The organism is Pedobacter nototheniae (assembly GCF_004335085.1).
GTDB lineage: Bacteria > Bacteroidota > Bacteroidia > Sphingobacteriales > Sphingobacteriaceae > Pedobacter > Pedobacter nototheniae.
The window spans coordinates 67,884-90,959 of sequence record NZ_RQRS01000022.1 but is presented as its reverse complement, the minus strand read 5'-3'; the positions used below and the strand labels follow the sequence as shown (position 1 = coordinate 90,959).

Annotated in this window: 20 protein-coding genes; 10 read left to right on the top strand and 10 right to left on the bottom strand. The window is 35.3% G+C overall.

Annotated features, from left to right (window positions below; translation table 11 throughout):
* Window positions 1-59: 59 nt before the first annotated feature.
* From EHC72_RS17840 to EHC72_RS17820, 5 genes are all read left to right on the top strand, one after another.
* Window positions 60-563, top strand: a complete 504-nt coding sequence (locus EHC72_RS17840; protein WP_131539071.1) for a GtrA family protein — start codon at window positions 60-62, stop codon at window positions 561-563.
* A 165-nt stretch (window positions 564-728) separates the two neighbouring features.
* Window positions 729-2,513 (top strand): aromatic amino acid hydroxylase, encoded by a 1,785-nt coding sequence (locus tag EHC72_RS17835; RefSeq protein WP_131539070.1) that lies wholly within the window; start codon window positions 729-731, stop codon window positions 2,511-2,513.
* 33 nt (window positions 2,514-2,546) lie between these two features.
* Window positions 2,547-3,248 (top strand): SDR family oxidoreductase, encoded by a 702-nt coding sequence (locus EHC72_RS17830; RefSeq protein WP_131539069.1) that lies wholly within the window; start codon window positions 2,547-2,549, stop codon window positions 3,246-3,248.
* Window positions 3,249-3,338: 90 nt separating this feature from the next.
* Window positions 3,339-3,713 carry a hypothetical protein gene (locus EHC72_RS17825; protein ID WP_131539068.1) on the top strand — a complete coding sequence of 125 codons (375 nt, stop codon included), beginning with the start codon at window positions 3,339-3,341 and terminating at the stop codon, window positions 3,711-3,713.
* A 115-nt stretch (window positions 3,714-3,828) separates the two neighbouring features.
* On the top strand, window positions 3,829-4,380 hold the full coding sequence (locus EHC72_RS17820) for a C40 family peptidase (protein WP_131539067.1): 552 nt from the start codon (window positions 3,829-3,831) through the stop codon (window positions 4,378-4,380).
* Between the two features lies 1 nt (window position 4,381).
* On the opposite strand, the gene EHC72_RS17815 is transcribed toward EHC72_RS17820, so the two are convergent.
* From EHC72_RS17815 to EHC72_RS17805, 3 genes are all read right to left on the bottom strand, one after another.
* Entirely contained in the window at window positions 4,382-4,984 is a 603-nt protein-coding gene (locus tag EHC72_RS17815) for a YdeI/OmpD-associated family protein (RefSeq protein WP_131539066.1), read from the bottom strand.
* Between the two features lie 59 nt (window positions 4,985-5,043).
* The gene (locus EHC72_RS17810; RefSeq protein ID WP_131539065.1) at window positions 5,044-5,931 is read right to left on the bottom strand and encodes a flavin reductase family protein; all 888 of its coding nucleotides are present in this window, start codon (window positions 5,929-5,931) and stop codon (window positions 5,044-5,046) included.
* A gap of 115 nt (window positions 5,932-6,046) precedes the next feature.
* Window positions 6,047-7,045 carry a fumarylacetoacetate hydrolase family protein gene (locus tag EHC72_RS17805; RefSeq protein WP_131539064.1) on the bottom strand — a complete coding sequence of 333 codons (999 nt, stop codon included), beginning with the start codon at window positions 7,043-7,045 and terminating at the stop codon, window positions 6,047-6,049.
* A gap of 315 nt (window positions 7,046-7,360) precedes the next feature.
* Between EHC72_RS17805 and EHC72_RS17800 the strand changes: the two genes are divergently transcribed.
* The gene (locus EHC72_RS17800; protein WP_131539063.1) at window positions 7,361-8,527 is read left to right on the top strand and encodes a homogentisate 1,2-dioxygenase; all 1,167 of its coding nucleotides are present in this window, start codon (window positions 7,361-7,363) and stop codon (window positions 8,525-8,527) included.
* Window positions 8,528-8,592: 65 nt separating this feature from the next.
* Entirely contained in the window at window positions 8,593-9,723 is a 1,131-nt protein-coding gene (gene hppD / locus EHC72_RS17795; protein ID WP_131539062.1) for a 4-hydroxyphenylpyruvate dioxygenase, read from the top strand.
* Between the two features lie 140 nt (window positions 9,724-9,863).
* Here hppD and EHC72_RS17790 read toward each other — a convergent pair whose 3' ends face one another.
* The gene (locus EHC72_RS17790) at window positions 9,864-11,600 is read right to left on the bottom strand and encodes a thiamine pyrophosphate-dependent enzyme (RefSeq protein ID WP_131539061.1); all 1,737 of its coding nucleotides are present in this window, start codon (window positions 11,598-11,600) and stop codon (window positions 9,864-9,866) included.
* 419 nt (window positions 11,601-12,019) lie between these two features.
* Between EHC72_RS17790 and EHC72_RS17785 the strand changes: the two genes are divergently transcribed.
* Complete coding sequence (locus EHC72_RS17785; RefSeq protein WP_131539060.1) at window positions 12,020-12,958, top strand: chitinase; 939 nt, start codon at window positions 12,020-12,022, stop codon at window positions 12,956-12,958.
* Between the two features lie 105 nt (window positions 12,959-13,063).
* On the opposite strand, the gene EHC72_RS17780 is transcribed toward EHC72_RS17785, so the two are convergent.
* From EHC72_RS17780 to EHC72_RS17770, 3 genes are all read right to left on the bottom strand, one after another.
* The gene (locus EHC72_RS17780; protein ID WP_131539059.1) at window positions 13,064-13,579 is read right to left on the bottom strand and encodes a DsbA family protein; all 516 of its coding nucleotides are present in this window, start codon (window positions 13,577-13,579) and stop codon (window positions 13,064-13,066) included.
* 2 nt (window positions 13,580-13,581) lie between these two features.
* Window positions 13,582-14,043, bottom strand: a complete 462-nt coding sequence (locus EHC72_RS17775) for a redoxin domain-containing protein (protein WP_131539058.1) — start codon at window positions 14,041-14,043, stop codon at window positions 13,582-13,584.
* Window positions 14,044-14,137: 94 nt separating this feature from the next.
* On the bottom strand, window positions 14,138-15,055 hold the full coding sequence (locus EHC72_RS17770) for a DUF58 domain-containing protein (protein WP_131539057.1): 918 nt from the start codon (window positions 15,053-15,055) through the stop codon (window positions 14,138-14,140).
* Between the two features lie 174 nt (window positions 15,056-15,229).
* Between EHC72_RS17770 and EHC72_RS17765 the strand changes: the two genes are divergently transcribed.
* Together EHC72_RS17765 and EHC72_RS17760 are read left to right on the top strand one after the other, a co-directional pair.
* A complete protein-coding gene (locus tag EHC72_RS17765) occupies window positions 15,230-16,165 on the top strand; it encodes a DUF3078 domain-containing protein (protein ID WP_165585861.1) in 936 nt (311 codons plus the stop codon).
* A 126-nt stretch (window positions 16,166-16,291) separates the two neighbouring features.
* The gene (locus tag EHC72_RS17760) at window positions 16,292-16,756 is read left to right on the top strand and encodes a hypothetical protein (protein ID WP_131539055.1); all 465 of its coding nucleotides are present in this window, start codon (window positions 16,292-16,294) and stop codon (window positions 16,754-16,756) included.
* Between the two features lie 4 nt (window positions 16,757-16,760).
* On the opposite strand, the gene EHC72_RS17755 is transcribed toward EHC72_RS17760, so the two are convergent.
* The 3 genes from EHC72_RS17755 to dnaE form a co-directional block, all read right to left on the bottom strand.
* On the bottom strand, window positions 16,761-17,960 hold the full coding sequence (locus EHC72_RS17755) for a PQQ-dependent sugar dehydrogenase (RefSeq protein ID WP_131539054.1): 1,200 nt from the start codon (window positions 17,958-17,960) through the stop codon (window positions 16,761-16,763).
* Between the two features lie 151 nt (window positions 17,961-18,111).
* Window positions 18,112-18,432, bottom strand: coding sequence for a thioredoxin (gene trxA / locus EHC72_RS17750; protein ID WP_131539053.1), 321 nt, complete (start codon window positions 18,430-18,432; stop codon window positions 18,112-18,114).
* 152 nt (window positions 18,433-18,584) lie between these two features.
* The gene (gene dnaE, locus EHC72_RS17745) at window positions 18,585-23,018 is read right to left on the bottom strand and encodes a DNA polymerase III subunit alpha (protein ID WP_131539082.1); all 4,434 of its coding nucleotides are present in this window, start codon (window positions 23,016-23,018) and stop codon (window positions 18,585-18,587) included.
* Window positions 23,019-23,076: the final 58 nt, after the last annotated feature.

Genomic DNA, 23,076 nt, shown 5'->3' with positions numbered 1-23,076 from the left:
TCTTATAAAAATTTAATTGGTAAATTGCGCCAAAATAGACCAAAGCACACAACTGTACAATGCGTAATGCAATTTTAGCCTTTATTGATTTTTTTCACCCACCCTTTAAAAAATACATTTCACAGCATAATTTCCGCTATTTAGTTACCGGTGGTAGCTCTGCAGCATTAGGAATATTGGTTTACGCCATTGCTTTTAAGTATATTTTTACTCAGGCAGAAATAAATTTTTTAGGCATAGTTTTAAAGCGTGATACCGCAGCGCTTATTGTGGATTTTGCAGTAGTTATACCCTATAGCTTTTTAATGAACAGGTACGTAATCTTCACACATAGTGAAGTGCGGGCAAGAACTCAATTACTCCGTTTTTTAAATTTAAACTTCATCAATATTCTGCTAACCACTATTCTCCTTAAATTCTTTGCAGAGATATTACATATTTACCCAACGGTTTCAAGAGTAATTGTTACCGTTTTAATCGCTGGTTTTAGCTATTTATACCAACATTATTTTACTTTTAGCGTAAAGAAAGTGAATAAAAAAGTAAAAAAAGCAAAGAAATAAGCACATTCCATCACAGATTTTTAACGGATAAAACCGTAATTTTCTTCGTCCTTTTTTATGCTGCACCAACTTTTATTACATGAAAGTGTTATTAATGCTAGTGCTTTATTTGCTTAGATAAAAGCAACATCATAACTTAGCTGCCGACCAACTTATTTTCATGATATGAGCGATTTTAACGATTTTGGCAACGCACAGGTTGCTAAATTGCCAAAACATTTGAAGCAATTTATTGTTGCGCAGAATTACGAAAAATATACGCCGATAGATCAGGCGGTTTGGCGTTATGTAATGCGTCAAAATTACAGTTACTTAAAAAATGTTGCCTATTATCCTTACATCAAAGGACTAAACCGAGCGGGTTTAAGCATTGAGTATATTCCTCATTTGCAAACTATGAACGATAATTTGGGCAAAATTGGTTGGGGTGCAGTAACTGTTGATGGTTTTATCCCTCCTGCAGCCTTTATGGAGTATCAGGCTTATCGTGTTTTGGTTATTGCAGCGGATATACGCCAAATTAACCATATAGAATATACCCCTGCTCCAGATATTATACACGAAAGTGCTGGCCATGCCCCTATTATTGCAGATACAGATTATAATAATTATTTAAGTTATTTTGGCTCTATTGGTGCCAAAGCCATGTTTTCGGCTAAAGATTTTGAACTTTATGAAGCCATCAGAAAGCTTTCTATTTTAAAGGAAGCTACCGATGCCAAAGAATCAGATATTGCAAAAGCTGACAAAGAACTTCGTTACATTAGCGAAAATATGGGCGAACCATCCGAAATGGCCTTATTAGGTCGTTTACATTGGTGGACAGTAGAATACGGCTTAATTGGCACTTTAGAAGATCCTAAAATTTATGGCGCTGGTTTATTATCGTCCATTGGCGAAAGTGCAAGTTGCATGAATAGCGACGTAGAAAAACTCTGGTATAATATTGATACGATAAATTATCAATACGATATTACTAAGCCTCAGCCACAGCTATTTGTAACCGAAACATTCCAAAATCTCATTGATGTTTTAGAGGAATTTGCAAATACGATGGCTTTTAGACGTGGCGGTACGGAAAGTATTATGAAAGCTATTGCTTGCAAAAACGTGGCAACGGCTGTTTATAGTTCTGGCTTACAAGTGAGTGGTATTTTTACCGATATTGGCGTAGACACCAGCGATGAACTTACTTTTATCAAAACAACTGGTCCATCCGCACTTGCATTTGCAAGTAAACAGCTTACCGGGCATGGAAAAGAATATCATGCTGATGGTTTTTCGTCTCCCGTTGGAAAATTAAAGAACAGCAATAAACCTTTAGAGGATTATACGCAGGCAGAACTAAAATCAACAGGTATAATTATTGGAGAAAAGGTAGAACTTATTTTCGAAAGTGGGATTAAGGTAAATGGAAAAATAAAAGATATTCTTATCGAAAACGATAAAATAATTTTGATTGCTTTTACAGATTGTACTGTTATTGAAAGCAATGGCAATTATCTTTTTAAACCTGAATGGGGCATTTACGATATGGCTGTTGGCGAAAAGATCGTTTCTGTTTTTAATGGTGCAGCAGATAAGGATGCTTACGAAGAGATAACCTTAATTAGTGAGGCAAAAACACATCAACATAATTATGATGAAAAAACACTTCGCTTGCATGCCATTTATAAAACGATAAGAGAGATTAGAGAAAGTGGGATGGGTTTAGAGCAATTATCAGCTATTTTTGAAGAACTTAAAACTAAACACAGACAGGATTGGCTTTGCGCTTTAGAAGTGTTAGAAATCATTTTCCATAAGAAAGAATATCATCAATTGGAGAAAGAAATAACCATTTATTTGGAGATTAAAGCTGGCAAAGAAGCAGATCATACCAAGTTGATTAGCGATGGATTACATGTAATTAAAAATCCGGTTAGCCAGTTGGTTATTGAAAATGATTAAATTTGCTCCCGCTTTAAAAATACTACAACACAAATGAATATTATAATAACAGGTGCCAGCAGTGGAATAGGTTTTGAAACTGCCTTGGAATTTAGCTTACACAAAGAAAATAAAATTGTTGCCATCGCAAGATCAGCAGATAAATTGCGTAAACTTTTAGAAATTGCCAGAGGTATTAACCCTGATTGCACCATTTTACCTGTAGAATTTGACATTGTAAATGATGATTATGCCGCTTTAGTTCCATTTTTAACCGAGCGTTTGGGCAAAATAGATATCCTGATTAATAATGCAGGCTCATTAATTAACAAACCCTTTTTAGAAACAACTGAAGTAGATTTAGGCGAAATGCTACAAAGCAATGTCATTAGTCATTTCAGAATGATCCAAAATACGCTGCCTTTAATGCATCAAGGTAGTCATATTGTAAACATTGGAAGTATGGGTGGTTTTCAAGGAAGTGTTAAATTTCCAGGCTTATCTGCATACTCAGCAAGCAAGGCGGCGTTGCATACTTTAACGGAATGCTTAGCCTTTGAGTTAGCAGAAACTGGCATAAAAGTAAACTGTTTAGCCTTGGGTTCTGCCCAAACAGAAATGCTCGAAGCTGCGTTTCCAGGTTATCAAAGCCCAGTTATGGCTTTTGAAATGGGTAAGTATGTTGCTGATTTCGCTAAAACCGGTCACAAGTTTTTTAATGGAAAAATATTACCAGTTGCGGTAACAACACCATAAAAATTTCTGATTACAGTTTTTTTTTCATTACTTAGATATACTCTAACTATTTTATCTATAATTAGATAAGAGAAACTAAAATCTAAATATATGGAAACAAACAACAACACAGTAACAACAGACAATGGTAAAACTGCTGGTATTATCAGCTATTTTTGGTTCATAGGCTGGTTAATTGCCTATTTCGCTATGCACAAGGATAATAAAACAGAACTTGGCAGTTACCAATTAAGACAAACATTACTATATAATATTGTAGTAACAGTTTTAGGCTATGGTTTAGGGTTTATTTTAGGAATCTTAGTGGTATCTACTGGAATTCTTGCCTTGGTTTACATCGCTTATGTTGTACAAATCGGATTATTTATCATTTGGATAATCGGTTTAATTGGTGCAATTAACGGTGAGAAAAAACCAATTCCTTTAATTGGTGAAAAAGCACAAACAATGTTCCCTACGATCTAATTTTAATCCAAAAAAATATTTTAAAGCCTGAGCGTAAGTTCAGGCTTTTGCATTTAAACTCATTATCAACATTTTAATTGACTTAAAATATTTTTTATATATTTGGCGCCAGCATATGAAGAAAATATTAGTCGTTATTTTGTTTTTCATTTTGTCTGCAACAGCAGGAAAAGCACAAACCATTTTACCCCTTCAATATCAAGAGGTTGTTAAAAAACTGATTGCCAACTTACCTAAAACCAGTAAAGATTTATCTTCAGGTACAAGTTCCAGTACCAATTCGGCATCATTGATTGATTTTGCAAAATCAATGCTTGGCATTCCATATCATTACGCCACAAGTAACCCAAAAGTAGGCTTCGATTGCTCAGGCTTTGTAAGTTATGTATTTGGTAATTTTGGATTTAAAGTACCACGATCATCCGTAGAATTTAGTAGTGCCGGAAAAGAAACTACTTTAGAAAATGTTAAAGTTGGTGATGTTTTAATCTTCACGGGTACAAACCCAAGAGTAAGAAGAATTGGTCACGTGGGTATTGTATATTCAATAGATGCAGATGGAATTAAATTTATTCATTCTACTTCAGGAAAGGCACACGGCGTAACAATCACAGAATTTAATGATTATTATAAAAGTCGTTTTATGAAAGTTGTTTCTATTCTATAGTTTACTTTTTATACTTCCACATTCGGGTTTTACCCTCACCTATCCACTCTACAGCAGTTTCTAATCGTTTTTGTTTAGTGGCTTCTGTTTTAGCTTCTTCAAGCCAGCTCACATATTCTTTTTTGTTGGACGGGCTAAAATTTTGAAAAGTATTTAGAGCTGTAGGATCTTTCTGCAATTCTTCCAGAAAATATTGGGGAACTAAAATTTCTGTTTTAATTGTTTTAGGCTTTGGTGGCAATTTTTTACCCTCTTCATTTAGCTGAATTGCTTGTTGAATATAGGCAATCAGAATTTCATCGGTAGGTAAATCAGAAAATGATCTAATTTGTCCTAACCAACCCATTGCCTCAGTACGTTCCTTAAAAATCTTGTAATGATCGTCCATTATTGCGCCTTTCCAGAAACCAAATGCACAATGATTTTTAAATGCTGCCATATGACAAACCGTTCCTTTGAAATCAAAAAAAGGCATTCCCCATTTAATTTTTTCCTCTACACGGGCATCGGCCTGATGAACTAATTTTCTTAAATGAGTTAATAATGGAATTGCAAATTCAGCAGCATTTACAATGTATTGATCAACGGCAACGGTGGTATGCATAAAATAATTTTTAATTATCCGAATAAACTAGAATGCTTAAACCGGATAGCGTTTATAAATTATAGTAAAACAATTTTCAATGCAATTTCTACGCCACCTTTTACTAAAAAGGATTTTGCCAGTTCGTGTAATTCTCTTTCTCTATTTGTTGCATCGCCAATTGTGGCATCTAAAACTTCTTTTACTTCAGGCAACTGATTTATTAAATCAATTTCTTCATCCGTAGGCAAATGTTCTACGTTACCCAACATCCCTAAATCGTTGCCTGTTAAAACCTTTGAAAACCTTACCGATTGCGGTAATGCATCAATACCAATACCGAGTTTAGCAAGCGGTTTTGCAACTTTAAATAAATTATCCTTAGTAACTCTGCAGTACCAATCGCCACCTAAACGGGCAACCAAATCAATTTTCTCCTGGTCTATTTTTCCTTCAGCATCTAAAATAGCTTCATTAATGTGGATCAGTTTTATTTCTGCCAAAATTAAGTTTCCGGCACCGTGGCTCTCTCCTAACGGGATAACCTGGTTAATAATACACTCAAATTGCACAGGTGCTTCTGCAACTCTCGGTGGTTGCACCAACTCAGATTTAAGCATTGTAAAACCTGCCTTTTCAAACTCATTTATTCCCTGGGCATACTCGGTGCTCGCCAAACTCATTTGCTGCACCATACTGTAATCCACAATATTGATTACACATTCTTTAACTTGTAAAACATTTTCTAGTGTATGCTTTGTTGTATTATCGCGAACCCGCCTTGCCGGAGAAAATATGCAAATGGGCGGATTTGTACTAAACATGTTAAAAAAACTGAAGGGGCTTAAATTAATGTCTCCATCATTATTTATGGTAGAAGCAAAGCAAATTGGCCTCGGCGCAATGGCGTACTGCAAATAATTTTGTAATTGAACTGGAGATAAATCAGATGTTTTTAGAGTAAGCACAGGATATAATTATAATCTTAATATTGGGATATTGAAAAGTTCAATGGCTAATTTTTCGTTAGCAACAAAAAGATGTTCTGAGATAAAATTTTATCCCAGAACATTTAAACTTTATTTATTTCTTTTTTAGCGCAAGAATTGAAAAATCGCTATCAACTTTTTTAATTGTGTTACTTAAAGCGCCTAATCCAGTAATTTCCATTTCAACAACATCACCCGGCTGCAACCATTGCACTTTATAATTTGGATCATTAAGCAAGCCAGTTCCATTTAGCTCCAATAAACAACCAGTGCCTACTGTACCAGATCCAATAACGTCGCCAGGAAGAATATCAACACCATAGGCGCAACGCTCAATAATTTCTGCAAAAGTCCAGTCCATATCGGCCATGTTTCCGTTAGATAGCTCAATACCATTAACTCTACATGTCATTTTTAAATTATAATTAGCACCAACGTGTCCATCTTTAGCCGAAACTTTATAGGCCTCCAACTCATCTGGCGTAACCAACCAAGGGCCAATTACAGTCGAAAAATCCTTTCCTTTAGCTGGGCCAAGGTTTAAAAGCATTTCTTCCATCTGTAAGGTTCTTGCACTCATATCGTTCATAACCATATATCCTGCAATATATTCATCAGCATCTGCGGCCTTAATATTTCTTCCTTTTTTACCAATAACTACTGCTACTTCAAGTTCAAAATCAAGTTTTTCAAAATGATCAGGCATACACTCAATTTCTCCAGGACCTTGAATGGCATTATGGTTGGTAAAGTAGAAAATAGGATATTGATCGAACTCAGCAATCATATCAACTTTTCTATTACGGCGGGCCGCAGCCACGTGCTGCCTGAAAGCGTAACCATCTCTGCAACTTGTTGGATGCGGAACAGGTGCAAGCACTTCGTAAAAAATTTCTTCTTTTGCTTGTAGGCTTCCCTCTTTAATTTGAGCATCAACTTTTTTTGCACGATCCATCAATTCAACACCACCCTGCAAAAACTCGTTCATATTATTTGGCAACAACTTATCACAACTATTTAAATTATAGATGTGTCCGTTTATAAAAACGCCTAAATGTTCTCTGTCTTCAGTTTTATACGATACTAATTTCATAAGATTTGGTTAAAATTCGGGGTAAAGCTACGAATTAGCTATAGCTTAAAACTAAGTAATTTATTTTTTATTAAAAGCCTTAAAATTTCATCTTATCAATAAAATGCCTACTTTAGTACTTTCAAAAGCATGATCTTAAAAGCATTACATATTAATTTAGTAAACGATGCCATTGCCGCTCGTCGTTACAAGATGCTCTCTAAGCTGATCATGGCTCAATATTCTTAATATTTTTCTTGCTTTCTCTTAATTAAAACGCATTGCCGTTTTGATTGTTTATTTCAATAGATTTTTCTAACCACAAATCATTTAATTATGCCTGTTTATCATAAATTGGGGCAAATACCAGCAAAAAGACATACGGTTTTTCGTAAACCTGATGGAAATCTTTATGCAGAAGAACTGGTATCAACCGAAGGTTTTTCTAGCCTTTATTCGCTTGTTTACCATTGCCATCCACCAACAATTGTAAAACACTTGGGTGAGCCATATAGTGTTGAGCCAAAAATTGCCCGCGAAAAGCACCTAAAACATACCAGCTTAATTGGTTTTAAAATTAAGCCAGAGGATGATTATTTAAAAAGCCGTAAACCTGTTTTAGTAAATAGTGATTTACACATCATTTTGGCTGCTCCACGAAAATCAATGACAGATTATTTCTATAAAAACAGTCAGGCTGATGAAATGATTTTTGTTCATGAGGGATCTGGAAAACTAAAAACTGGCTTCGGGGAAATTAAATTTGCTTATGGTGATTATTTAATTATCCCGAGAGGTACAATTTATCAATTGGAATTTGATACTGAAGATAACCGTTTATTTATTGTTGAAAGTTTCAGTCCACTTCGTCCTCCTAAACGCTATTTAAATCAGTATGGACAATTAATGGAGCATTCGCCATACTGCGAACGTGATTTAAGATTGCCAGAAAACCTGCAAACGCATGACGAATACGGAGATTTTAAGGTTTTAATAAAAAAACAAGGATTAATTTACCCATACACTTATGGTACGCATCCATTTGATTATGTAGGTTGGGACGGTTATCATTATCCATACGCATTTTCAATTCACGATTTTGAACCGATTACTGGCAGATTACACCAACCGCCACCTGTGCACCAAACGTTTGAAGGACATAATTTTGTAGTATGCTCTTTCGTTCCACGCAAATACGATTACCATCCCGATTCTATTCCTGCTCCTTATAACCATAGCAATGTGGATAGCGATGAGGTGCTTTATTATGTTGATGGAGACTTTATGAGTCGTAAAAGCGTAGTAAAAGGACAAATTACATTGCATCCAGGAGGTATTCCTCATGGGCCACACCCTGGAACTGTAGAAAAATCTATTGGAAAAGAAAAAACAGACGAACTGGCGGTAATGATTGATCCTTTTAAACCTTTAATGCTTACCCAAGATGCATTGGACATTGAAGATGAAAACTATCATAAAAGCTGGCAAATTAATATAGAATAAGCTATAAAAGCTCAACAACCAATTAATACAACATTTTAACAGAACAACAAAACATAAAAAATACAATGGAAACATTAACATTTGCAGAAAAGATATCTAAAGCGCAAGATTTTTTACCGATCAATGGAACGGATTATATAGAATTCTACGTAGGTAATGCAAAACAGGCTGCACATTACTATAAAACAGCTTTTGGTTTCCAGAGTTTGGCTTATGCCGGACCTGAAACTGGCGTTCGTGATCGTGCTTCTTACGTATTGCAACAAGGTAAAATCAGATTAATTTTAACAACTGCCTTAAAATCAGACCACCCAATTGCAGAGCATGTAAAGAAACATGGTGATGGCGTTAAAGTTTTAGCACTTTGGGTTAATGATGCTTACAGCGCTTATGAGGAAACTACAAAACGTGGTGCAAAACCTTATATGGAACCTCAAACTTTAACAGATGAGCATGGGGAGGTAAAAATGAGCGGTATTTATACTTACGGCGAAACTGTGCATATGTTTATTGAACGCCAAAACTATACAGGTGCTTTCCTTCCAGGCTATCGTGTTTGGGAAAGTGATTATGCACCAGCGGATGCAGGTCTTTTATACATTGACCATTGCGTTGGTAATGTGGGTTGGAATCGTATGAATGAGGCTGTTAAATGGTATGAAGACGTAATGGGCTTTGTAAATATCCTTTCTTTTGATGATAAACAAATTAATACCGAATATTCTGCCTTAATGAGTAAGGTGATGAGTAACGGAAATGGTTTTTCTAAATTCCCGATTAATGAGCCTGCGGAGGGTAAAAAGAAATCGCAAATTGAAGAATATTTAGAATTTTACGAAGGCGAAGGTGTACAGCACATTGCTGTTGCCACAAAAGATATTGTTAAAACCGTAAAAGAATTAAAATCAAGAGGCGTAGAATTTTTAAGTGCTCCACCAGAAGCTTACTACGATATGATGCCAGAGCGTGTAGGTGTTATTGATGAGGAAATTAAAATTTTAGAAGATTTAGGCATTTTGGTTGATTGTGATGAAGAAGGGTATTTACTTCAAATTTTTACTAAACCGGTAGAAGACCGTCCAACTTTATTCTTTGAAATTATCCAGCGTAAAGGCGCTCAAAGCTTTGGCGCAGGAAACTTCAAAGCCCTATTTGAATCCCTGGAGCGTGAACAAGAATTAAGGGGTAACCTTTAGTTTTTAATTGCCTCCCTTTAACTAAAAAAGCCAGAATATTCTGGCTTTTTTAGTTTTATATGCGTTGAGGAAGCATCGCTACCGAGTGCTATACAAATTTACAGAACGTAGTTAATAACGTAAAGTATGGTGCGGAATTATTACAATATCTCTCCCAAATGTTTATAATTCGATTTTATTGTATCTAAAACCTCATCCATTTTACCTCCAAGCATCAGTTTAGCCATAGAAACAGTCATTCCTTTTATTTGTGCCCACTCTACTTTTGGAGGCATTGCCAATGCATTTGGATTTGTTAAAATATTTACTAAAACTGGTCCATTTTCGGCGAAAGCGCTTGCAATAGCCTGTTCAACTTCTTCGGGTTTGGAAACTGTTATACCTTTAAATCCCATTGCTTGTGCAACCAAAGCAAATTCAGGGTTAATCATATCCGTTTCGTTATCAGGTAAACCATCAACTTCCATTTCCAATTTAACCATTCCTAATGCCCTGTTATTAAAAACAATAAGTTTAATAGGTAGATTATACTGTTTAATAGTTGCTAAATCGCCAAGTAACATCGACAAACCTCCATCACCACACAAAGCAATAATTTGCCTTTCGGGATGACTTAAAGCTGCCCCAATGGCCATAGGCATGGCGTTTGCCATTGAACCGTGGTTAAAGGAACCTAGCATTTTCCTTTTTCCAGTACTTTGAATAAACCTTGCGCCCCAAACACAACACATACCAGTATCAACGGTAAAAATGGCATCCTGAGCAGCTAAACGATTGATAACATCTGTTACAAATTCTGGCTGAATTTTATTTTCAGTGCCACGATCATCAATATAAGTTTGTTGTTGAGATTTTACTTTTTCATAAAATTCCAGCTGACTTTTCAGAAATTTTTCGTCTTTATTATCTTCCAGCAGAGGCAATAATGCCTTAATAGAATCTTTAATATTGCCACACAAACCCATTGTTAATTTCGCCCTTCTTCCAAGTCGTTCTGGTTTTTCATCAATTTGAATAATTTTATTCTTCTCGGGCATAAAATTAAAGTAAGGAAAATCCGTCCCTAGTAGCAACACAACATCAGCTTCGTGCATACTATGATACCCAGATGGCTGCCCTAAAAGACCAGTCATACCTACCTCATACGGGTTATTATGCTGAATACCCATCTTCCCACGAAAAGAAAAACCAACAGGGGCTTTTAATTTGGCAGCCAGCTCCACTACTTCATCATGCGCATCTGCGGCACCAATTCCACAATAAAGCATTACTTTTTTTTCGCTGTTAAGCAATGTAGATAATGTATTTAGCTCTTCATCCGAAGGGCGAATAACCGGATTATTTTTAAACAGCTGCATTGAAGTCACACTTTCTACCGCTGGTAACTGCGCAATATCTCCAGGCAAGCCAAATACTGAAACGCCTTTTTTGTGTATAGCATGTTGCAAAGCAGTTTGAAACATTCTTGGAACTTGTTCTGCCGTTGTGGCAACCTGATTATAATAACTACAATCATCAAATAATTTAATGGTATTAGTTTCCTGAAAAAATTCCATCCCAAATTCATTTGTTGGAATGGTAGAAGCGATTGCAATTACTGGAACGTGAGATCGATGTGCATCATAAAGACCGTTTATCAGGTGAACATGCCCAGGTCCGCAGCTACCTGCACAACAAGCAATGCCATCAAGTTCAGCCTCGGCAGCGGCTGCAAAAGCGCCCACCTCTTCATTACGAACGTGGATCCATTTAATTTTACCACTTTTTCTAACGGCATCATTAAAATAGTTCAGGCTATCGCCCGTTACAGCATAAATACGTTTTACGCCAACCTCAACCAGCATTTCTACCAATTGTTCTGCAACATTTTTACTCATGGATTTTATTTTTAAAATGAATATTAACCGGGATGAAAATCTTCATTTTAAATACCTTAAAAAACAATAAATTGTTTTAACGAAAATTAAGTAAAACCATTATGATGACTCGGCACGTAGCCGTACTAAAGTCCAAAAGTTCGGTTAAAATGGGCATCAGAGTTAAATAGTGGAACGCAATTTAATGCTGAGTGAAAAGTTAGCGATAACTATCCTCTAAAATCATGAAGAAAATCTTCACTAAAACTTCATAATTGAACCGCACCTTTGAACCAACAAAACATAAGAAGCGATTTCCGTTTTGTTAAATTCTAAAAACTCATAATTAGTTTTTTAGTTTTCCGGTTACCCTTATCTGATCCCTCATGTATTGTTAAAAATATATGAGGGTTTTTTTTATATTTAAAAAACTTTAACTCATGAAGCTTAAATATTACACCTCAGCTCTTTTAACACTCCTTTTTGTTATTCTGATCTTAGGCTGTAAAGCTAATAGCAAACCTGTAAAACCAATTATTTCAGAAAAAGAATATAACCTCTGCTTCCCAACAAGAGATAAATTTTACAGTTATAATGCCTTTCAATCCGCGATTAATGAGATGGCTTTGATTAAGGTAAAAATTGAAAAACGTGGGGACTGGATTTATAAAATTAGCCGAACAGATAAAAAAACTGGTAAAACAACTATCGTTAGACAGGATAAGGATTGGGACGAAAATTGGGCTAAAGTAAAGCCTTATCAGGTTATTGAAATTGATTATGCTGATTTTTGTACGAGCAAAAAAGAACTTGCAGCCGTATTTGCGCACATAGCGCATGAAACCAGAAATGGTATGAATAATAAATTTAATGATGGTTTAATGCTTATACAAGAGGCTAAAAAAGACTCTGCATACATAACCCAAAATGTAATTTATCCTGCCACTAAAGGAAAAAAATATTATGGTCGAGGTCCTTTACAGTTAAGTTACAATGGAAATTATGGTTTTGCTTCTGATTGTATTTTTGGCGATAAAACTGTTTTATTGAACAATCCTGATTTGGTTAGCTCAAATGCTAAAATTGCATTTGAAACGGCTATTTATTTTTGGATGACACCGCAAAGTTTAAAACCATCTGCACATGAAGTTATTACTGAAAAATGGAAACCAACAGCCGCTGAAAACCAAAAAGGTTATAAATCAGGTTTCGGAATGACTATTAATATTATAAATGGCAAGCTTGAATGTGATAAAGGTGAAAATATGCCTGCCATGAAAGATAGAATTGGATTTTATCAATATTTTCTAAAATTATTTAAAATAAATGATCCAAATTGTGCTTGCTCATGTGCACAAATGACACCATTTGTTGGATAAACTCAATAAAATTAGAGATTAAGACCTGCTTCACTACAGTAAATTATAATGAAGCAGACCTATATTTATACAAAATAGAGCAAAATGAGATTGTACAACAATAACTTACTCCGTACTTTCCTTTAACATTTGATACAGATCAGAAACTCCGCCATCAAATTTTTCGCCATTTACATAAAATGAAGGCGTACCATTAACCCCACTCCTTACACCACTTTCAAAGTCAAATTCTATCCTTTGTTCTAAATTAGATGACTCAATATCTTTTCGATACTGATCCATATCTAATCCTATTTTTGTTGCAAGTTCTTCGAAAAGATCGTCACTGATTCGATGTTGGTTTTCATAAAGGGCATCATGCATTTCCCAAAATTTATCTTGCAAAGCAGCAGCTTCTGCAGCAAGGGCAGCTGGAAAAGCATATTCATGAGATTCTGATAAAGGGAAATTTCGAAAAACAAAACGAATTTGATCGCCAAAAGTTTCTTGAATTTCTTTTACAATTGGATAGGCATTTCCGCAATGCGGACATTCATAATCGCCGTATTCTACAATTTCTATTGTAGCAGAATCACTGCCTTGAACATGATCTTGACTACCGACTGCGGGTTTTAAACTCATAATTAATCCTTATTTAATTCTTCCAATGCATCTAAAATACCATCGGCACCTGGATTAACAGCCGTTGGTGATAAATAACTCCAGGCTATTTTTCCTTCCTTATCAATTACAAAAAGCGCTCTCTTACTTTCACCAACTTCTTCATCATAAACACCATAAGCTTTAGATACTTCTCCCTTAGGCTCAAAATCTGCAAGTAAGGGGAAATGTAATTTCCTGTCATTTTCAAAAGCTAAATGGCACCAAACACTATCTACAGAAATGCCAAAAATTTGTGCATCATGTTTTGCGAAAAATTTTAGGGTTTCATTATAAAGTGCCATTTGATCACTGCAAACAGGACTCCAATCTGCTGGATAAAAAGCAAGAATTACGTTTTTGCCTTTAAAATCTTTTAACTTTATTTTTTGGTCTGGGGTAGCATTCAATTCAAAATCTGGGGCTACTGCTCCTTTTTCTAACATATTTTGGGGTTTAAATGATGTTTATTATTAACAGTACAAATGGTTTCTTGTTTGGATGTTTATCCCCTAAAAGTTAAATAAAATAGAATTCTATTTATCCCATTTTTTGCCGTTTTATTAAATAAGATTGAAGTACTGGATAAAATCCTTCTGCACGATCTGCATCTATCAAATCTATTTTATATTGGGTACATTTTAAGGCTATTTGTTGCCTATAATCTGCAATTGCTTGCTTATAATTATCCTTAACTTGGTTGGCGTGCACTTTTATACTATCGCCGGATTCCATATCTATAAACTGATAAGGACGGTTTTCAAATTCAAAATGCACCTCCTTTGATTTATCAACCACGTTAAATACTACAACCTCATGTTTATTAAATTTTAGATGTTGTAGGGCATCAAAAAAATCATCCGTTTTTTGCTGATTAGTTTCCGAATTAAACAAATCACTAAAAATAATAACCAATGATCTTTTATGAATCAACTCTGCAACCTGATGCAAGGCTTCGCTTAAATTTGTTTGTGCATTTACCTTTGGCTTTTGCAACAAATCTTCAAGTTGTGTAAATAGAAATTTTTGATGAACTGTAGTTGATTTTGCTGGTGAGTTTAATAAAATTTCATCGGTAAATAAGCTTAATCCAAAAGCATCGCGTTGCTTTTTTAATAAATACATTAGTGATGCCGTTGCCTGTATAGAAAAGGTGAGTTTATTATTATCAGGCTCAGGAAAATACATCGATGAGGATGCATCAATCACAAACTGGCATCTTAAATTTGTTTCTTCTTCAAATCTTTTGGTGTATAATTTATCCGTTTTTGCGAACAGTTTCCAGTCGATATTTTTAACATTATCTCCATTATTGTATTGGCGATGCTCAGCAAACTCTACTGAAAAACCATGAAAAGGACTTTTATGTAAACCTGTTATAAAGCCTTCAACAACTTGCTGTGCAAGTAACTCTAAATTACCATAACTGGTTTCGTTGCCATAATTAATCGTCTGCATATGTAAAGCTAAACAAAGTATTTTATTCTTTTCATGAATGATAAAAATCAAGCAAATTATCAGGAAAATTACAACATACATCTTTATTAACTATTTCTAATTATAAAGGAATCCATACATACTTGTATGAAAAATGACTTTAATTCCATTACTTTTACAAAAAATCGAAAGAACATGAAAAAACACCTACTATTAATTTTATCATCCCTGATAAGTCTTTATAGTTTTGGACAAAGTGTTAAAAACGGTAAAGTAGATACGGAAAGTGCCAAACTGGCGAGTAAGCTAGATACTGCAAAAAAGCAAGAAGGATGGACTGTACGAGGTACAAACACCTTTTTATTAAATCAGGCTGCGTTTTCTAATTGGGTTGCCGGTGGTATAAATTCTGTGGCTTTAACTGCTAGAACGGATTATGAGTTTAACCTTAAAAGAGGAAAAAATCTTTGGGAAAACCGCATTTTAATGGGCTATGGGTTACGATCTGAGCAAAAAAGCCAAACCACAAAGGTTGAGGATGTTATAGACCTTACCTCCAATTACGGCTACCAAATTAAACAAAGTAATTGGTACGCTGCTGCTGGTTTGAATATTAAAACTCAGTTTAGCAAAGGTTATGATTACAGCAAACCAAACCAGGGTTATTTATCTAATTTTCTATCACCAGGTTATTTAACTTTTGGTTTAGGGGTAGATTATATTCCTAATGATAATTTTCAAATTAACATCAGGCCACTAACTTCTCGTTTAACTTTTGTTCAGGATAATGCTGTTTTTGATCCAGATCATGATGGCATTTTAACACAAGCTTTTGGTGTAGATCCGGGTAAGCATTTTGTTTATCAACTGGGTGCTTATATTGGTGGGCGCTATAAAACAAAGTTGATGGAAAATATCTCATTAGATAATCGTTTTGGCATTTTTAGTAATTATTTAAAAGACCCACAGAATCTCGTTTTGGCCTATTCAGGAGTTTTAGATCTTAAAGTTAACCGCTTTATTTCTACACAAATTACAGCTGATTTATTTTATGATAACAACCAAATTGGGAAATTACAACTTAAGGAAACTTTGGGTGTTGGCTTAACCTATAAATTTGGAAAATACTAGGTATGAAAACTAGTTTTTATAAAAAATAATCCTTTTCAAACATACCAAACCCCGAAATCAGCAACCTAATTTCGGGGTTTGTTTTTTATAATTAGATTTTCTAATTTAGTAAAAACATCGCTCTAAATGACTAAGAAAGAAAATTTTATCGCCAATATAATACTGATTGTTAATGGATTAATTATTAATACAATTACAGTTAGCTTGGTTATTAATGTATTAAAAATCCTAAAACAAGATCACAATACTGAAGATTTATTTAGAAACCTTTTTTTATTAACTGCATTACTGATGTTTTTTCTCAAGTATATGGTTTTAAAAATTAATGGTTCTGAAGAGCTTATCAAACTTTTAAAAAGTATAAAAATAATCATTTGGCCTGCATCAATATTCTTTGTGCTGCTTAGTATTTTACAAATAGGTTTTCTATTTGATTTTTATAAAGAGCCTGTTCCATCATTAATTTACGTAATCAGCATTTTATCTGTTCCTTTCTTCTTATTTTCTATTATTTTTTTGAAAAAACTACTAAAAAAACAATTGACAAAGGAAGAGTTGTTACTTAAAGAAAAGGAAAACTACGCTTTTTAATATCTTATTTTTTAGCGATTCTGTACAGATTGCCGTTATCAGTTATAGCATAAAGTGCTCCATCTTTTCCCTCAACAAGATCTCGGAAACGTTCGCCTTTACCTTCTAAAAGTCTTTCTTCGCCCACAATTTTATTTTCGTTAATTACTAAACGGATAATATGCGAGCCACTAAGTGCACCAACAAACAAATTACCTTTCCACTCGGCTATGCTGTTGCTGTTATAAAAAGCAATTGAGCCTGGCGAAATACTAGGGTTCCAATAATAAATTGGTTGTTCCATTCCTTCCTTTTGCTGAATGCCATCGCCAACTTTTTTACCACTATATTCTGTACCATAAGTAATAATTGGCCAGCCATAATTTTTACCTGGTTTAATAATATTAACCTCATCGCCACCTTTAGGGCCAAACTCTGCCTCCCATAAATCGCCTGTTTGCGGATTAATTGCTAAACCATCAGGATTACGTAATCCATAAGCATATATTTCTGGTCGGGCATCGGCTTTACCTGCAAATGGTCCATTTGCAACAGGTTTTCCTTCTGGTGTTAAGTGAAGAATTTTACCTAATGAAGAATTTAAATATTGTGCCTGAATTCTAATATCATTGCCTGATCGTTCTCCAGTACTTACAAATAGGTTTCCGTTTTTATCAAAAACAATTCTCGATCCATATTGCAATTTACCAGAATATGCTGGCGTAGCACGATAAATAATGGTTTGATTTTCTATTGAAGTTTCACTCGCCGATAATTTTCCTTTTGCAATTGCCAGCAAAACGCCTTTGTTTTGAGGTTCTGAATAAGCCCAGTAAACCATTCTGTTTTTAGCAAAATTCGGATCTAATGTTACATCCAATAAACCGCCCTGACCAGAAGGATCTACCTTTGGCAAGCCTGTTATTTTTTTACTCAGCTTTCCATCTGGTGTTAAAATAACCATCGTTCCAGCTTTTTGCGAAATTAGAAAACCACCGTTTGGAAGATTTGAAATTCCCCATGGATTTTCCAGTTTAGCGTTAATGATAGAAATATCTAATTCTGTTTTCGTTTTTACACCTTTAATTCTGGTTTGCCCTGTAAAAGCTGGCTTAAAATCAGCTGATGGTTCTTGAGTTTCAACTGGGTTTTGAGCAAGCGCAACAGAACTTAATAAACAACCAGCTAAAAGTAAATTTGAGGTTTTGTTAGTGAACAGTTTCATAAGGAAAATGATTATTTGTTAAAAGAACAAAAAAATTATCTAATAAAAAACCCGGAATCTTATAAATGAATCCGGGTTTTTGTAATATTATTAGTGAAGCTTTTAATTTGGATCAGTGTTAAACGCTCATCCTTTCAGCTTACAACTTTATTTAAGCTAATTGCTTGTTTAATTTTTCAGCTAATACTGATTTTGGAACTGCTCCAACTTGTTTATCAACAACTTGACCATCTTTAAAGTATAATAAAGCAGGAATGTTTCTGATTCCAAATTGCATTGAAATTTGAGGGTTGTTATCAACATTCACTTTTCCTACGATTGCTTTACCATCATATTCTTTAGCGATTTCTTCTACTACAGGACCAACCATGCGACAAGGGCCACACCATTCTGCCCAAAAATCTACTAATACGGGTTTATCTGATTTTAATACAACTTCCTCGAAGTTTGCATCTGTGATTTCTAATGCCATAATTATTTTTTTATGTTCAAATATATGTATTCAATTCTAATGCCAGCTATAACGTAATGCCAATTTGACATTATTTTGAGGGAGAGGGCTTAAAGATAGAAGACGTAAAATAGTCGCTGTAAATTTCTCCCTTTAAGCTTTCTGCCTAAACTTTAGTTCAACTTATAATTAACAACGTGTAAACCAACCAATTGTTCTAAAAATCTATTATTAGGATTGATTTTTAGACTTTTAGATGGTAAATCCAACATGATTTCTTTTTCGCGATCGTAAATAGCAAAATTTAACTGGCAGTTTTGTTGTTCAGAATTAGCCTTATTATCTGCTAAAATGGCTTCAATTTGTCGCATCAATTCATCGTTAATCCTTTCAATAGGTACTTGAATGGTAATGCTTTTAGCTAATTTATCGCGTAAATCTGATAGTAAATTAATGGCTGTAATTTTAAATTCCCAATCTCCGGCTTTACCGAAACGTTCGCCTACTCTACCTCTAATTTGAAGGAAATAGCCTTCAGTTAAAAACGATTTGAATTTAATAAAATCTTCGCCAAATAATGCCATCTCGCAAGCATCATCATAATCTTCAAAAACGAAGGTACCAAATGGTTTTCCTGTTTTAGTAACCCTTTGCGAAGCTGTAACCACCAAACCGCCTACACAAAGTTCGCGATTTTTTAATTTATCAAACTCTGCTAATACGTCTTCATTAGTATCACCCATCCGCACTTTATTGATAATACTAAGTTGCTTAACGTTATGCGTACAGAAACGATCGAGTTCTAATTTATAATTATCAAGTGGATGTCCTGAAAGGAAAATCCCAATCGCATCTTTTTCATATTTTAAACGATCAATCAATGCCCATTCAGGAGAAACAGGGAGTGAAGGTTCTAAAATTAAATCTGCTTTTGAGCCCCCAAACAATGAAGCTTGAGAAGTGCTTTCGTTATTTTGAAAATCATTGGCGTACTTAATAATTTTTTCAATCCCATTCATTTTATCATTAGGTCCGATATAGAAATATTGCGCTCTATGCCCACCAAAAGCATCAAAAGCACCACTATAAACAAAACTTTCGTAAGCTTTTTTATTTACTATACGTGTATTTGATCTTTTTGCAAAATCGTAAACATTAGCAAAGCTTCCATTAGCCAAGCGTTCTTCGATAATACTTTCTACCGCTTTTTCTCCAACTCCTTTTACAGCCGACATGCCGAAACGGACTTCTCCTTTGGCATTTACCGAAAATTTAAGATCAGATTCGTTCACATCTGGACCTAAAACCACAACACCCATTTGGCGGCATTCTTCCATAAAAAAGGCTACCTGTTTAATATCACTCATGTTATTGGAAAGTACCGCAGCCATATATTCTGCCGGATAATGTGCCTTTAAATAAGCGGTTTGATAGGCAATCCAAGCATAACAGGTAGAGTGCGATTTATTAAACGCATAGGATGCAAATGCTTCCCAATCTTTCCAAATTTTTTCTAAAGTTGTAGCATCGTGGCCTTTTTCTGCCGCTTGCTTCACAAATTTAGGTTTCATTTTATCCAGTACATCCTTTTGTTTCTTACCCATTGCCTTACGCAAAACATCGGCCTCACCTTTGGTAAAGCCTGCCAACTTTTGCGATAAAAGCATTACCTGCTCTTGGTAAACGGTAATACCATAGGTTTCCTTTAAATACTCCTCACAAGCGTCTAAATCGTACTTAATTTCTTCTTCACCATTTTTACGCCTAACAAAACTCGGAATATATTCCATAGGGCCAGGGCGGTATAAGGCATTCATGGCAATTAAATCGTCGAAAACCGTAGGTTTCAACTCTTTCATATATTTCTGCATACCTGGACTTTCATACTGGAAAATCCCGATGGTTTCACCACGTTGAAAAAGCTCATAAGTTAATACATCATCAATCGGGAAATTATCAGGATTGAGATCTATATCATGTCTTTTCTTTACCAGTTTAACCGTATCTTTTATTAAGGTTAGGGTTTTTAACCCCAAAAAGTCCATTTTTAATAAACCTGCACTTTCTACAACAGAGTTATCAAACTGGGTAACGTATAAATCAGAATCCTTGGCGGTAGCAACGGGAACGAAGTTGGTAATATCGCTGGGCGTAATAATTACTCCACAGGCGTGAATACCCGTGTTACGCAACGATCCTTCTAAAACCTGAGCTTGCTGAATAGTTTCTGCACTTAAATCTTTCAAAAGCCCCATTGCCTTTAATTCAAGTACACGCTCGTACTCATCAGGGCGTAAGGAATCTTTTAAAGTTTTTTCATCAAGATTAAAGATTTTAGCCAGCTTCATGTTTGGAATCAGCTTGGCAATTTTATCGGCTTCAAATAACGGTAAATCCAGCACGCGGGCCGTATCTCTGATAGATGATTTTGCCGCCATGGTACCATAAGTTATGATTTGAGCTACCTGACTGGAACCGTATTTATTTATTACATATTCCATAACCCGACCACGGCCTTCATCATCAAAATCGATATCAATATCGGGCATGGATACACGATCGGGATTTAAGAAACGCTCAAAAAGGAGATCGTACTTAATTGGATCAATATTGGTAATCCATAAACAATAGGCTACAACAGAGCCTGCCGCAGAACCACGTCCTGGTCCTACAGATACATCTCTGCGTCGGGCTTCGGCAATAAAATCCTGTACAATCAAGAAATAACCCGGATATCCGGTTTTCTCAATGGTTTGTAATTCAAAATCTAAACGCTCGGTAACTTCAGGTGTTAGGGTTCCGTACCTAATCTTTGCACCTTCATAAGTAAGGTGTCGTAAAAATTTATTTTCACCACGTTTACCTCCATCGGCTTCATCCTCGGCAACTAAAAATTGCTCTGGAATATCAAATTTAGGTAAGAGTACTTCGCGGGCGAGTTTATAAATTTCAATCTTATCTACAATCTCTTGTATATTTAAAATTGCTTCAGGTAAATCGGCAAAGAGTGCCTTCATTTCATCTGCATTTTTAAAATAATATTCTTGGTTTGGTAAACCATAACGATAGCCACGACCACGTCCAATTGGAGTGGCCTGTTTTTCGCCGTCTTTTACACAAAGTAAAATATCGTGGGCATTTGCATCTTTTTTATTGATGTAATAGGTATTGTTGGTGGCTACCATTTTAACATCATGCTTTCTGGCCAAGCTAATTAAGGCAACGTTTACACGATCTTCATCTTCTTGATTATGGCGCATAATTTCCACGTAAAAATCTGCACCAAACTTCTCTTTCCACCAAATTAGAGCTTCTTCTGCCTGAGCTTCGCCCATGTTTAAAAGCTTGTTTGATACCTCACCTCCGAGGTTACCAGATAAAACTATAATATCATCCTTATATTGCTCTATAATGGCTCTATCAATACGTGGCACGTAATAAAAACCTTTTGTATAGGCAATGGATGACATTTTAGCTAAATTATGATAGCCTTTTTTGTTTTTAGCCAACAGTACCATTTGGTAACCATTATCCTTAACCGTTTTATTCAAATGGTCATCGCATACAAAAAACTCACAACCTACAATAGGTTTCATCACAATTTCTGTAGGTCGTTCTCCTGCTTCAATTGCTGTTGCATTTTTTGCTTCGGCAGCTTTATTATGGTTTAAAACATGGTTTACAAAGTGAAATGCACCCATCATGTTTGCATGATCCGTCATGGCAACGGCTGGCATTTTTTGTGCTGCTGCTGCTTTTACTAAATCAGGAATACTAATGGTACTTTGTAAAACGGAAAACTGTGTGTGGTTATGCAGGTGCACAAATGTAGCTGCAGCAAGCTCTTGTTTATTTTCGGCAAGTTCTTGTTTTGATACCCCTCCACCCTCGGCTTTCTGAATGCGTTTTCGAATCTCGTCAGACGCTGACTTAAGGTTAATATGCTGAATTCCAAATGTTCCAATTTCACCAGGATTTACCTCTCTAAAACGTGGAAAGTATTCAACATCAACCAGTAATTCTTCTTTTTTAAAAACCTCTCGTTTTACCAATTCTAAAAAGCAACGCGTTGTTGCTTCCACATCGGCTGTTGCATTGTGCGCCTCACTAAAAGGTACTCCAAATAAATAAGAGTGCAACTCGGTTAAGGTTGGTAATTTAAAACGCCCACCTCTACCGCCAGGTAATTTCAGTAAATCGGCTGTTACTTCGGTACAGGTATCCAGTACTGGCATTTCTGCAAGGCGGTTGGCAACACCAAAACGGTGAAATTCGCAACCCATAATGTTTACATCAAAACCAACGTTTTGACCAACAATAAACTTGGCTTTATTTAAAACTTCATTAAACTTTGCAAGCATTTCATCAAAGCCAATACCTTGTTCGGTGGCTAGCTCGGTAGAAATACCGTGAATTCGCTCTGCATCGTAAGGAATGTTAAATCCCTCTGGTTTAACTAAATAATCTTGATGCTCTACCAATCTCCCCATCTCATCATGCAGTTGCCAGGCAATTTGAATACAACGTGGCCAATTATCGGTATCGGTAATTGGTGCGTTATAATTACGGGGCAAACCAGTGGTTTCAGTATCAAAAATTAAGTACATATGTTGTGGTAAAGAATTAGCCGTTCGGGAATATAAACGGTTCTTCAAAAATAAGAAA

Excerpts from the sequence above, each read along its gene's own strand:
- trxA (WP_131539053.1), bottom strand. The coding sequence starts at position 18,432 with ATGGCATTAGAAATCACAGATGCAAACTTCGAGGAAGTTGTATTAAAA.
- EHC72_RS17800 (WP_131539063.1), top strand. The coding sequence starts at position 7,361 with ATGCCTGTTTATCATAAATTGGGGCAAATACCAGCAAAAAGACATACG.
- EHC72_RS17775 (WP_131539058.1), bottom strand. The coding sequence starts at position 14,043 with ATGTTAGAAAAAGGAGCAGTAGCCCCAGATTTTGAATTGAATGCTACC.
- EHC72_RS17765 (WP_165585861.1), top strand. The coding sequence starts at position 15,230 with ATGAAAAAACACCTACTATTAATTTTATCATCCCTGATAAGTCTTTAT.
- EHC72_RS17785 (WP_131539060.1), top strand. The coding sequence starts at position 12,020 with ATGAAGCTTAAATATTACACCTCAGCTCTTTTAACACTCCTTTTTGTT.
- EHC72_RS17835 (WP_131539070.1), top strand. The coding sequence starts at position 729 with ATGAGCGATTTTAACGATTTTGGCAACGCACAGGTTGCTAAATTGCCA.
- EHC72_RS17760 (WP_131539055.1), top strand. The coding sequence starts at position 16,292 with ATGACTAAGAAAGAAAATTTTATCGCCAATATAATACTGATTGTTAAT.
- EHC72_RS17770 (WP_131539057.1), bottom strand. The coding sequence starts at position 15,055 with ATGCAGACGATTAATTATGGCAACGAAACCAGTTATGGTAATTTAGAG.
- EHC72_RS17790 (WP_131539061.1), bottom strand. The coding sequence starts at position 11,600 with ATGAGTAAAAATGTTGCAGAACAATTGGTAGAAATGCTGGTTGAGGTT.
- dnaE (WP_131539082.1), bottom strand. The coding sequence starts at position 23,018 with ATGTACTTAATTTTTGATACTGAAACCACTGGTTTGCCCCGTAATTAT.
- EHC72_RS17815 (WP_131539066.1), bottom strand. The coding sequence starts at position 4,984 with ATGCATACCACCGTTGCCGTTGATCAATACATTGTAAATGCTGCTGAA.
- EHC72_RS17820 (WP_131539067.1), top strand. The coding sequence starts at position 3,829 with ATGAAGAAAATATTAGTCGTTATTTTGTTTTTCATTTTGTCTGCAACA.
- EHC72_RS17840 (WP_131539071.1), top strand. The coding sequence starts at position 60 with ATGCGTAATGCAATTTTAGCCTTTATTGATTTTTTTCACCCACCCTTT.
- EHC72_RS17825 (WP_131539068.1), top strand. The coding sequence starts at position 3,339 with ATGGAAACAAACAACAACACAGTAACAACAGACAATGGTAAAACTGCT.
- EHC72_RS17805 (WP_131539064.1), bottom strand. The coding sequence starts at position 7,045 with ATGAAATTAGTATCGTATAAAACTGAAGACAGAGAACATTTAGGCGTT.
- hppD (WP_131539062.1), top strand. The coding sequence starts at position 8,593 with ATGGAAACATTAACATTTGCAGAAAAGATATCTAAAGCGCAAGATTTT.
- EHC72_RS17830 (WP_131539069.1), top strand. The coding sequence starts at position 2,547 with ATGAATATTATAATAACAGGTGCCAGCAGTGGAATAGGTTTTGAAACT.
- EHC72_RS17780 (WP_131539059.1), bottom strand. The coding sequence starts at position 13,579 with ATGAGTTTAAAACCCGCAGTCGGTAGTCAAGATCATGTTCAAGGCAGT.
- EHC72_RS17755 (WP_131539054.1), bottom strand. The coding sequence starts at position 17,960 with ATGAAACTGTTCACTAACAAAACCTCAAATTTACTTTTAGCTGGTTGT.